10 protein-coding genes are annotated in these 11,635 nt (G+C 71.5%); 6 read left to right on the plus strand and 4 right to left on the minus strand.

The window, feature by feature from the left end:
- Positions 1–20: 20 nt before the first annotated feature.
- Together DFH01_RS20010 and DFH01_RS20015 are read left to right on the plus strand one after the other, a co-directional pair.
- Entirely contained in the window at positions 21–1,091 is a 1,071-nt protein-coding gene (locus tag DFH01_RS20010) for a tartrate dehydrogenase (protein ID WP_109872222.1), read from the plus strand.
- A gap of 161 nt (positions 1,092–1,252) precedes the next feature.
- On the plus strand, positions 1,253–1,492 hold the full coding sequence (locus DFH01_RS20015) for a hypothetical protein (protein ID WP_109872223.1): 240 nt from the start codon (positions 1,253–1,255) through the stop codon (positions 1,490–1,492).
- A 23-nt stretch (positions 1,493–1,515) separates the two neighbouring features.
- On the opposite strand, the gene DFH01_RS20020 is transcribed toward DFH01_RS20015, so the two are convergent.
- Positions 1,516–5,055, minus strand: a complete 3,540-nt coding sequence (locus DFH01_RS20020) for a PAS domain-containing hybrid sensor histidine kinase/response regulator (protein WP_158287834.1) — start codon at positions 5,053–5,055, stop codon at positions 1,516–1,518.
- A 131-nt stretch (positions 5,056–5,186) separates the two neighbouring features.
- Between DFH01_RS20020 and DFH01_RS20025 the strand changes: the two genes are divergently transcribed.
- Together DFH01_RS20025 and DFH01_RS20030 are read left to right on the plus strand one after the other, a co-directional pair.
- Positions 5,187–5,927 carry a response regulator transcription factor gene (locus DFH01_RS20025; RefSeq protein ID WP_109872225.1) on the plus strand — a complete coding sequence of 247 codons (741 nt, stop codon included), beginning with the start codon at positions 5,187–5,189 and terminating at the stop codon, positions 5,925–5,927.
- A gap of 116 nt (positions 5,928–6,043) precedes the next feature.
- Positions 6,044–8,068, plus strand: coding sequence for an eCIS core domain-containing protein (locus DFH01_RS20030; RefSeq protein ID WP_109872226.1), 2,025 nt, complete (start codon positions 6,044–6,046; stop codon positions 8,066–8,068).
- A 51-nt stretch (positions 8,069–8,119) separates the two neighbouring features.
- Here the strand turns inward: DFH01_RS20030 and DFH01_RS20035 are convergent, their stop codons facing one another.
- The 3 genes from DFH01_RS20035 to DFH01_RS20045 form a co-directional block, all read right to left on the minus strand.
- Positions 8,120–8,680 (minus strand): DedA family protein, encoded by a 561-nt coding sequence (locus DFH01_RS20035; RefSeq protein WP_109872227.1) that lies wholly within the window; start codon positions 8,678–8,680, stop codon positions 8,120–8,122.
- Positions 8,681–8,780: 100 nt separating this feature from the next.
- Positions 8,781–9,470: a cysteate racemase gene (cuyB, locus tag DFH01_RS20040; RefSeq protein ID WP_109872228.1), complete on the minus strand. Its 690-nt coding sequence runs from the start codon at positions 9,468–9,470 to the stop codon at positions 8,781–8,783.
- Between the two features lie 11 nt (positions 9,471–9,481).
- A complete protein-coding gene (locus tag DFH01_RS20045; protein ID WP_109872229.1) occupies positions 9,482–10,246 on the minus strand; it encodes a sulfite exporter TauE/SafE family protein in 765 nt (254 codons plus the stop codon).
- A gap of 167 nt (positions 10,247–10,413) precedes the next feature.
- Between DFH01_RS20045 and DFH01_RS20050 the strand changes: the two genes are divergently transcribed.
- Positions 10,414–11,265 carry a sulfite exporter TauE/SafE family protein gene (locus DFH01_RS20050; RefSeq protein WP_332903287.1) on the plus strand — a complete coding sequence of 284 codons (852 nt, stop codon included), beginning with the start codon at positions 10,414–10,416 and terminating at the stop codon, positions 11,263–11,265.
- 95 nt (positions 11,266–11,360) lie between these two features.
- Entirely contained in the window at positions 11,361–11,618 is a 258-nt protein-coding gene (locus DFH01_RS20055) for a hypothetical protein (RefSeq protein WP_146217102.1), read from the plus strand.
- Positions 11,619–11,635 lie beyond the last annotated feature (17 nt).

Genomic DNA, 11,635 nt, shown 5'->3' on the forward strand with positions numbered 1-11,635 from the left:
CGGTGAGGAAGGAGCAGCCCATGGCGCGCAGGCACAGGATCGCGGTCATCCCCGGCGACGGGATCGGCAAGGAGACGGTGCCGGAGGGCCTGCGCGTGCTGGACGCCGCCGCGCGCCGCTTCGGCTTCGAACTCGACCTCGCCCATTACGACTGGTCCTGCGAGACCTACGCCCAGACCGGCAGGATGATGCCGGAGGACGGGCTGGACCGGCTGCGTGAAAGCGATTCGATCTTCCTGGGCGCGGTCGGCTGGCCCGGCGTGCCGGACCATGTCTCGCTCTGGGGCTTGCTGATCCCGATCCGGCGGGTCTTCGACCAATATGTGAACCTTCGCCCCTGCCGGCTGCTGCCCGGCGCGCGCACGCCGCTGGCGGACCGGACCCCGGCCGAGATCGACTTCTACGTGGTGCGCGAGAACACGGAGGGCGAATACAGCTCCTCCGGCGGTCGAATGTTCGCGGGGACGGAGCGGGAATTCGTCACCCAGGACGCGGTCTTCACCCGCGTCGGCGTGGACCGCGTGCTGAAATACGCCTTCGACCTGGCGATGACCCGGCCGCGCAAGAAGCTGACCTCCGCCACCAAGTCCAACGGCATCACCTTCACCATGCCCTACTGGGACGAGCGCTTCGCGGAGATGGCGAAGCGCTACCCGGAGGTGAAGACGGACCAGTTCCACATCGACATCCTCTGCGCGCATTTCGTGCAGCATCCGGACTGGTTCGATGTGGTGGTGGGCTCGAACCTGTTCGGGGACATCCTCTCCGACCTCGGCCCGGCGGTGGCAGGCTCCATCGGCATCGCGCCCAGCGCGAACATCAACCCCGAGAAGAAGCATCCCTCCATGTTCGAGCCGGTGCATGGCTCGGCGCCGGACATCGCGGGCAAGTGGATCTGCAACCCGATCGGGCAGATCTGGTCGGGCGCGATGATGCTGGAGCATCTCGGCGAGAAGGACGCGGCCGACGCCATCCTCAAGGCCATCGAGGACCTGCTGGCCGAAGGCGGCCCCCGCACCCGCGACATGGGCGGGAATGCCGGCACGGTGGATGTCGGCAAGGCGTTGGCGGAAGCGGTCGCGCGCGGCTGAAGGCGACCCTCATCCCGGCCGATGCGTTACGGCCGGGATGAGCCACTCGTCACTTGAACCGGGGCGGCCCCGCATCGTATAAACGCCCATTCAATTGAGAACGGTTCTCAATTGAGGCGGGGCGACCCGCCAAGGGTTCGGGAAGGCATTGGGGAGAGCCGATGGGCCGAGACTTCAGCCACATCGCCCGCCGCTGCGAGCGCGCCGTGGTCACCGCCTATCGCGAGCTGCGCGAGGGCGGCAGCGGCGACATGGCCGCCTTCACCAGCTGCACCACGCTGTATCGGATCCACCATCCGGAAGCCTCGGTGACCGAGGCGCGGCGGCTGGTCGCCGAATGGATCGACCACCACGTGATCCGCGGCGAGATGACGCCGACGGACGGGTGCCCCTGCGACTGACCGGCAGCGGCTGAACCGGCAGGTCAGCCAGTCGCCCCGGCCGCCACCAGGGTCCGTTCCGAGAGGGACGGCAAGGCCTCTGCCGCCCGGGCCGCGGCCGCCGCGTCGCCGCCCTTCGCCGCGGCCTCCACTTCCGCCATCAGCTCCGCCAGGCGTCGCGCGCCGGCCATGCGCGCGGCGCCCTTCAGCCGGTGCGCGGCGTCGCCGGCCGTCTTGAGGTCGCCCGCTGCCAGCGCCGCCAGCACCGCCTCCGAATCGCGGCGGACGCCGTCGCGGAAGCTGCCGAGCAGGCGCGCGAGCCGCGCCTCGTCCTCGCCGAAGAGCTGGCGCAGCGCCTCCGGGTCCCAGAGCGTGGCGAGGCCCGGCTCGTTTGCCGCGGCACCCTCGGCTGCGTCCGCGCCCGACAGGTGCTGGACCAGCGCGCGCGAAAGCTGTTCCAGCGCCAGCGGCTTCGGCAGGAAGCCGTCCATGCCCGCAGCATAGCAGCGCTCGTCCTCGCCCTTCAGCGCGTTCGCGGTGACGGCGATGATGGCGGTCCGCGGGCCGTCGGGCCGTGCCGCCTCCTCCCGTCGGATGGCGCGGGCGAGGTCGAGCCCGTCCATCACCGGCATGTGGAGATCCACCAGCGCCAGGCGGTGCCGCGCGTCGCGCCAGAGCGCGAGCGCCTGCGCGCCGTCCTCCGCCATGTCGGCCTCGAAGCCGAGGATCTCGAGCTGGCGGGCCAGCACTTCCCGGTTCACCGGGTGGTCGTCCACCACCAGCAGGCGCGGCGCGCTGCCCGGGGCGGGGAGGCCGTGCTGCGCGGGCGCCGCGGCGCCAGCAGGGCTGTCCGCGGCGGCGCCGAGCCGCAGCGTGACGGTGAAGCGGCTGCCGCGGCCCGGCGTGCTGGCGACCGTCACATCGCCGCCCATCAGCCGCGCCAGGCGCCGCACGATGGAGAGGCCGAGGCCGGTGCCGCCGAAGCGCCGGGTGGTAGAACTGTCGGCCTGGGCGAAGGGCTGGAACAGCCGCGCCATTTGCGCTTCCGTCATGCCGACGCCGCTGTCTTCCACCACCAGCGTCACGTCCACCGCGCCATCCGCCGCATGGCGCGTCTCCGCGCCGAGCCGCACGAAGCCCTTGTCGGTGAACTTGATGGCGTTGCCGATCAGGTTGAACAGGATCTGCCGCACGCGCACGGGGTCGCCGGAGACCATGTCCGGCCCCGGCCCCGGCGGGTCCGCGACCAGCACCAGGCCCTTGCCGCGTGCCTGCACGCCGAGCGTGTCCACCGCGCCTTCCACGAGGCCGCCGAGGGAGAAGGGCAGGGCCTCCAGCTCCATCCGCCCGGCCTCGATCTTCGAGAAGTCGAGCAGGTCGTCGATGATGCGCAGCAACTGCCCGGCGCTGTCGCGCATCACGGCGATGCAGCGCGCCTGGGCCGGGCCGGGCGGCGTGCGCTCCAGCACCTCGATCATGCCGAGCACGCCGTTCATCGGCGTGCGGATCTCGTGGCTCATCGCGGCGAGGAAGGCGGATTTCGCGCGGTTCGCCGCTTCCGCCGCGTCGCGCGCCTCGCTCAGCTCCTCCTCCCGCATCTTCAGGCGGGTGATGTTGCGGTAGCTGGTCAGCACGCTGCCATCGGCCAGTGCGTGCCGGCTGATCTCCATCCAGTAGCCGGCCGGCGAAAGGCGGATCTCGGCCTCGCCACCGGCGTCCAGGATCTGCCGCGCCTTGGCCGCGACCGCGGCGTCCAGCGCGGAACCTTCCTCCGGCGGCGGGCCGTAGTCGCCGCGGCGGAACATCAGGCGCAGGATCTCGCGCCCGTCCGCGCCGGCGCGCGCCAGCGCATCCGGGATGGCGTAGAACTGAGCAAGCTGGCGGTTCACGAGCCGGACGCGGAAATCCGGGCCCCAGAGCACCAGCCCGTCGTTCATCGTCTCCAGCACCAGCTCATGCGTCGCGCGCGCTTCCTGAAGCTGCTGCTCGCGTTCCTTCAGCGCGGTGATGTCGCGGTAGATCACCAGCACGCCGCCATCCTGCGTCGCGACGGCGGAGGCCTCGATCCAGGCGCCGTTCGCTGCCCTGCGCAGCTCCGGCGGGCCGCCGGGGTTGCGCGCCAGGCGGAGCTGGCTCTCGACCAGCGCCTCGATCGCGGCCGGATCCTCCGGCGGCGGGCCGTAGTCGCCGCGCCGGATGCGATGGAGCAGCGCGTCGCGCGCCGGGGTGCCGGGGCGGCCGAACTCCTCCGGCACGTCGTGCAGCCGCGCTGCCGCGCGGTTGGCCAGCTTGAAGCGAAGATCCTGGTCCATCAGCACGACGCCGTCGGTCATGTGGTCCAGGATGAGCTGCTGCGTCTCCCGCGCTTCCTGCAGCTCCTGCTCGCGTTCCTTCAGCGCGGTGATGTCGCGGTACATCAGCACCGCGCCGCCGGTGGCGATGGGGATGGACTTCACCTCGAGCCACTTGCCCGAAGGCGTGCGGCGGACATAGCTGACGCCGCCGGGGCGGGAGAGCAGGGCTGCGCGCTGCTTCACGCGCAGGTCCAGCTCCGCCTCGTCCTGCGGCGGCGGGCCGAACTCGCCGCGCTGGTCCTGCAGTCGCATGATGTCGAGCACGTTGACGCCCCGATAGGCCATCTCGGGCGGGAACTCGCCGACGCGCAGCGTCTCCTTGTTGAAGAACAGCACGCGGAACTCGGCATCCCACATGACGACGCCGTCGGTCATGTGATCGAGCACGGTCTGCAGTTGCCCGCGCGCCGCGTTCAGCTCCTCCTCCCGCTGCTTCAGCTCCGTCACGTCCCGGTACATCAGCACCGTGCCGCCGCTGGCCATCGGGATGGACTTCTCCTCCACCCAGGCGCCGGAGGGCGTGCGGCGGATGGCGGAGGCGCCGCCCGGCCGCGTCAGCAGCGCCGCGCGCTGCGCGACGCGTTCCGCCAGCTCCGCCTCGGTCGCGGGCGGCGTGCCGAAATCGCCGCGGCTCTCCTGCAGCCGGATCAGGTCCAGCACGCTGACGCCCGGATGCAGCATGGCGGTGGGCAAGCCGGCGACGCTCGCCGTGCCGTTGCTGGCGACGACGAGGCGGAATTCGTCGTCCCACATCAGGACGCCATCCGTCATATGGTCCAGCGCCGTCTGCAGGCGCTGCCGCGCCTCGGCCAGGTCCTTCTCGTGGCGCTTGAAGTCGGTGACCTCGGCTGCGTTCAACAGCCAGCCGCCCTCGAGCCGGCGGAGGTGGACGCGGAACCAGCGGCCCTCCGGCGTGCACCAGTCGCGGCTTCGCTCCTCCTGGCCGTCGGGCGGCAGCCACCAGGCCGGATCCTCCGGGCTCTCGACGTAGCCGAAGGCGGAGACGCCGCCGCCGCGCTGGCCGATGGCTGCAAGCAGGCCGTGCAGAGTCGCCGCGGGACCCCGCGCGGCATCGGAGGGTGGCAGCAGCGAATCGAGGCGTGCATTCGCCGAGACCATCCGGCCATCGGCGGCGAACAGCGCGAAGGGGCCGGCGAGGGAAGCCAGCGCCTGCGCCTGCAGGTCGGCCGCGGTAGCGCCGGGCGGCTCGGGGCCGGAAGCGGGGAGCATGGCTCCATCCTGCCCCATCCTGCGCGGTGCTGTGTTTCGTGCCGGCGGCGCGCGTGTTTCGTCTGTTTCGCGGCCCGCGTTTGACGCTGGGCGGCGCGCCTGCGATTTTCCGCGCCCTGGGGGAGTCGCCGATGGCCGAGGGCACGACCACGATCCTGGTTGTGGAGGACGACCCGTTCCAGCGGGAGACGGTCTGCGCCTATCTGGCGAACCAGGGCTTCGCCGTGGAAGGCGTGGGCGACGGCGCCGGCTTCCGCGCGGCGGTCGCGCGGGGGATGCCGGATGCCGCGCTGGTGGATATCGGCCTGCCGGGCGAGGACGGCTTCTCCCTGGCGCGCTGGCTGCGGGGCCTGTCGCCAACGGTCGGCATCGTGATGCTGACGGCGGCCACCGACCTGGTGGACCGGGTGGTCGGCCTGGAATCGGGCGCCGACGACTACATCACAAAGCCTTTCGAGCCGCGCGAGCTGCTTGCGCGCCTGCGCGCGCTCATGCGGCGTGCCGGCGGCGAGGGGCGCGCCGCGGCGGCGCCGGGCCCGGCGGAGGCGCTGCCGCCCAACAAGGTGCGGATCGGCGCGGCTGTGCTGGACCGCAAGACCGGCGTGCTGCGCACCGCGGAAGGCAAGGACGACCAGCTCACGGAGAGCGAGCTGTCGCTGCTGAACCTCTTCATCGAGAACCCGAACCGCGCGCTGCACCGCGACTGGCTGCTGGAGCGGACCTCGGGCGAGGAGGAGCCGGAAGCCTTCGACCGCGCCATCGACCTGCGGGTGATGCGCCTGCGCCGCAAGATCGAGCGCCACCCGGCGCGGCCGATGGCGCTGCGGACGGTGCGGGGCGTGGGGTATCTGTTCGACCCGGAGGCCGGCTAGCGCCTGGCGCCGCAAGGCGAGAGGACGGACCGCACGAAGCTGTTTACGCGGGTTTCTTGCCTTTGCGACCGACGCGGCAATAGGTTCTTGCACAGTCGCGAGCCTGGGGAACCCGGATGTCACGCAGCTGGGCGCTTCCGAAAGCGCGCTCCGGCCCGGCCGCCGAGGCAGTGGCAGCAGCAGGGCAGATCCCGGCGCATCACGCCCGCCCCGCCACGCGGTCGCGCGACCTGCCGCGTGGCGACGCGAAAGCCGGCTACTACGATCATCGCCTGGGCGGTTCGCCGGACGTCGTCCTGGCGCCCATGCAAGGGGGCCTCGAACGCGAAGCGGCTGCCGTGGCAAGCGGCCTGGTGCATCGTCCGGCGGATGCGGGCGCGGCTCGGCCGCTCTCCCGGTATCAGCCCGAGGCCCACCGCACCGGGGCGCAGCCCGCGCCCCCGAGCGTCAGGCACACGCTTCTGTCGCAGGGCGAGGCGCTCCCTGGCGGGTTGCGACGCTACCTGGGTCGGCGGCTTGGGGATGACCTGGCGCATGTCCGGTTGCACCGCGACGCAGCCGCGGCCGACGCCGCGCGGGACATCGGTGCGCAAGCCTTCGCATCCGGACGGCACATCGCGTTCGGTGCGGGCGCCTATCGGCCCGACACGCCGGGTGGTCTGGCGCTGGTCGCGCACGAGCTGGCCCATGTCCTGCAGCAGCGCGGAGCGTCCAGTCTGGTGCAGCGGTCACCGCAGCCAGGGACGGGAGAGTCACTCGCGGACGGGCCTTCGCCGGCGGCGCGCTTCTGGCTGGGCGTGGCTGCGACCGGACTTGAGTGGCGCGAGCAGCAGATCGAGGATGCTCGGAGGCTTGCCGAGGAGTCCGTGGCGCGGATGCTTCGCGAGCAACGGCTGCGTCTGATCTATCTCCAGGATCAGATCCGCAGCCTTGAGCGCGGTAACGCTTATGAAACGCTGGACGGGCAGGAGCGACGGCTCGCGGCGCTGCGCAAGTTCGAGGAAGAGCGACAGGCGATCTTCGACGCCTACGATCCCTCCTATCCGCGCCGGTCCCAGTCGCGTCTGCCGCAGGCCGCGCATGTCCCGCTATCCTATGGCACGACGACGCTGCCCTTGCAGGGTCCTCTCCAGCCGTCCTTCCCGCAGTCCGCGCCCGACATCGCGCCCGACAAGCCTGCCCGTTTCGGCAAGTTCGGCGGCCTGCTGCATGAGCATGACGCGGTTCGGTCGTCGGTCGCCGACGCGTACGGATACGACATCGAGACGCAGAAATTCCAGGTCGCCGATGACCTCGAGCGGCTGGCCAGGGCTGGCTACACGGAGATCCACATCGCGACGGGCACGCATGGAGCGCCTCAGGGCACCCTCGATGCCGAATTCGACTTTCTTCGCCAGGATGCGCGCAGCATCCTCGACACCGCGCAACGCCATCCGGGGTTGCGCATCATCCCCTACAACATGGCGGACGCCGTTCAAGTGGCCCGGTTCAACGCCGCGCAACTCCTCGCCGCGGAGGGGCGGCTGCCTGGCGGGGCAACGATGGCGGCCTATTGCTTCAGCCGAACCAATATTCCCGATCCGAACCAGGGCCCGGCCGGCCCGCACGGCACGGTGGAGGTGCTGGAGCCTCGCGGACCGCTGGGCGCGACTTTCCTGCACGGCGGGCTCGCCGTCGGTGCCGGCGTGCTCAGCATCTCCAGCGGCATGCAGGACCCGAATCGCGGCGTCGGCATGGCGAAGATGGCCGGCGGTGGCGCGCAGGTCGTCGGCGGCATGAGCTACGCCGCTGGCCATGCGCGCGATTCACTCGGGCTTGTACGCTTCGGCTCCCGTGCCAATGCGGTCGGCGGGGCAATCACGGCGCCGCTTGCCCTCGTGGACTTCTATCGCGGCATGCAACAGAAGTTCGATCCGGGCGCCGTCCCGGAGAGCAGCCAGGAGGCGTTGTATGGCGCCTTCGAAGACACGGCGATGCTGGCCGGGGCCTTCTTCCCGCAGGCGGCGCTCGCCGCTTTGGCCCTGCAGTTCGGCCTGAGGCCGGCAGCGGAGGCGGTTGCGGAGCGCGTTGCCCCGACCTTTGTCGAGAGCATGTCCGGTGCGTACGGCATACCCTCGCAGTATCTTTGGGGGTGGAACTGATCCGGCACGCGGTCCCTGCGCACATCGCGCGCCGAGCGGGCGCGGGAGCCCTCACACGCCTGGCGCGACCCTCGGCCGGCGCAGGAAGCGGCGCAGAAGGTAGACGCCGATCAGCGTCACCGCGGTTCCGACCAGCACCCAGAGCAGGCGCTCCGGTCCGAGCAGCGCGCCCAGGAACCAGCCCGCCGCGGTGAAGGTGCAGGCCCAGATTCCCGCGGCGATGAAGTTCAGCACCGCGAAGCGGCGATGGTCCATGCCGGCGATGCCGCAGGCCGCCGAAGCGACGTTCCGGATACCGTAGAGGAAGCGGAAGCTCAGCACGAAGAGCGCGCCGTAGCGTTCCAGCAGGCCGGAGGCGCGGGCCACGCGCGCCTCGGCTTTCGGGAAGCGCCGCAGGGCAGACGGCCCAAACTTCCGGCCGAGGGTGAACCAGGTCTGGTCCCCGGCGAAGGAGCCGAGCCAGACCGAGGCGATCAGCAGCCAGGGGTCCACGATGCCCGTCGCGGCGCCGGCCGCGGCCGCAACCAGCACGAAGGTTTCGCCTTCGAAGAAGGCCCAGAGGGCAGCCGCCACATAGGCGAGCGCCCCCCACTCAGCCCAGAACTCCGCCACCCCTGTCCTCCCAGAGCGGCGGGACTATGCCGATCACGGGCGCGTTACCAAAGTCCTTTCTTGGGTGGGAATGTAGAGATCGCCGGACAGGCGCGCCGGCCTAGGCTCCGCGCGCCCAGCCGATCGCCGCGCGCGCCAGCGCGTCGATCGTGTCGCAGACCGGGAAGGGCAGGGGCGGGCCTGCGGCGATGCCGAGCGGGATTTCCGTGCATCCCAGGACCACGGCGCGGGCGCCGCGCGCCGCCAGGGCACGGGCGGACTCGGCCAGCGGCGCATGGGCTTCGGCGACGCGGTTCGCCTTCACCTCCGCGATGCCGGGCGTGACCAGGCGGGCCATCTCGGTCTCCGTGGGCACCAGGCACTCGTAGCCACGCCCCTCCAGCCGCTGCTGGTAGAGCCGCATGGCGAGCGTGCCCGCCGTGCCCATCACGCCGATCCGGCCCCGCGGCACGCCAAGCCTGGCGAGCTCCGCCGCCGCGGCGTCCACGATGTGCAGGATGGGCAGCGGCGTCGCCGCCTGCATCGCCTCGAACCACCCATGGACGGTGTTGCAGGGGATGGCGATGGCGCCGCAGCCGGCGGCCTCGAGCCCCCGGATGCCGCGAAGCAGCGCCGGCAGCGGATCCTCCCCGCCGCCGAGGCGTGCCGCGGTGCGGTCCGGCACGCGGGGGTCGGACCACAGCACGGCGGGGATGTGGTCCTGGTCGCGCTCGGCCGGCGTCAGCAGCGTCAGCCGCCGCATGAACTCCGCCGAGGCCAGCGGCCCCATGCCGCCCAGCACGCCCAGCATGCGCGATTCCGTCACAGCCCCAGCCCGTCCCACACCAGCTTCACCCCGGTCACGAAGAGCATCACATAGACGATGCGGTAGAACAGCCGGTCCTCGATCCGCTTCGCCATCCAGACGCCCAGCGCGACGCCGATCGGCGCCAGCGGCAGCAGGACCAGGCTGGTCAGCAGGTTCTGCGCCGAAAGCTGGCCGAGGAAGAAATACGGCACCAGCTTCACGTAGTTGATCACGCCGAAGAACACGACCGTCGTCGCGACGAGCTTCGCCCGGTCCAGCCGTAGCGGATAGAGATAGACCGCGAGCGGCGGGCCGCCGGCATGCGCCACGGTGGAGGTCAGGCCCGACAGGGCCGACCAGAAGCCGCCGCGCCAGCGATCGGGCTGGGCCGGGGGCGGGGCCACCCGTCCGGGCCGCGCCTGCCAGAGAGAGCGGGCGAGGAAGGCGAGCGAGATCACGCCGACCATCAGCTTCACCTGCCGGTCGCCGAGCAGCCCGAAGACCGCCGTGCCGAGGGCGATGCCGAGCAAGCCGCCGGGCAGGATGGCGAGCAATTCGCGCCGGCTCCACTTGCCCCACCAGGCGCGGAGCCCGGCGATGTCCATCGCGCAGAGCACCGGCAGGGCGATGCCGGCGGCCTGCGGCGCGGGCACGGCCAGCGCCATCAGGGGCACGGCGACATTCCCGGCGCCGGAGGCGAACCCGCCCTTCGAGATGCCGGTGATCAGGAAGGCGGGAATGGCGAGCGCCCAGAAAAGCGGCTCGGTGACGAGGGGCATGACGCGATCCTAGGCGCTGCCGGGCTGGCAGGCGCAATCCGCATGGCTGAGAAGCGACTTGTCCAGGTGACGCATGGCTTGCGCCTCGTTATGCCACCGCCGTTGACGCTTTAACCGTGATTCGGTGCGCTCCGCCAGAGTGAACTGGATTGTGGTTAATTTCTGCCTTGACGGGGTTCGACGCAATGACCGGCTTCCTGCACGATCCGCTCTGGCTCGCGGGCCTCGCCCTGGCGATGGCCGCAACCGGCCTCGTCTCCGGCACGCTGGCCGGCCTGCTCGGCGTTGGCGGCGGCATCGTGATCGTGCCCGTGCTGTTCAACGTCCTGCCCTTCTTCGGCATCCCGGAGGCGGTGCAGATGAAGCTCGCCATCGGCACCAGCCTGGCGACGATCATCCCCACCTCCATCCAATCCGCCCGCAAGCATTTCGCCAAGGGGACCATGGATGTCGCGCTGCTGCGCAGCCTGGCGCCCTCCATTGCGGTCGGCGTGGCGCTGGGCACGGTGCTTGCGATCTGGCTGCGGGGCGATGCGCTGAGCGCCGTCTTCGCGACGGTCGCCGTGCTTGTGGCGGTCAACATGGCCACGACCGGCGCGGAGTGGCGCCTGCGCGAGAGCTTCCCCGCCGGCGCGCCACGACACGGCATCGGCGGCTTCATCGGCACCGTCAGCGCCATGATGGGCATCGGCGGCGGCACCGTCGGCGTGCCCATCCTCTCCGCCTTCGGCGCGCCGATGCGCGCGGCGGTGGCGACGGCCAGCGCCTTCGGCATCATCATCGCAGTGCCGGCGACGCTGGGCTTCGTCTGGGCCGGCTGGGGCAACCCGCTGCTGCCGCCGCTGAGCCTGGGGTATGTCAACCTCATCGGCGTGGCGCTGATCGTGCCGACCTCGATGCTGGCCGCGCCGTGGGGCGTGAAGCTGGCCCACACCATTCCGCCCGTGCTGCTGAAGCGGCTCTTCGCCCTGTTCCTGGCAGTGACGAGCGCGCGGATGATCTGGGGCCTGGTGGGCTGAACCCCGGGCCGGGGGCCGGCGGTCCGGCCGCCGCCCTAGGCCCGCCACGATCCGGCGCGAGCCTCCGGGCGGCCCGATGCCCGGAGGCAGTCCCGATGCGCCGCCTGTCCCTCGCTATGCTCGCCCTTGCGCCGCCAGCCGCGCCGGCCCTGGCCCAGTCCACGCCGGCGACCGTCTTCTGCGCCAACGAACGCATCCTGGTGGAGCGCAGCAAGCTGGTGCAGGTGCAGTCCCGCATGGGCCATGCGCGGATCTGCATCATCGGCCCGAGCTTCGACTTCCAGCCGGATGGCGTGACCTGGGTGCGGCAGAACCTGCGCCGCGACGTCGGCGACCGCTGCAACTGCGGCTGAGCGCGCCGCGAGACCCG

It is taken from the genome of Falsiroseomonas bella, from assembly GCF_003173615.1.
GTDB classification, from domain to species: Bacteria; Pseudomonadota; Alphaproteobacteria; order Acetobacterales; family Acetobacteraceae; genus Falsiroseomonas; species Falsiroseomonas bella.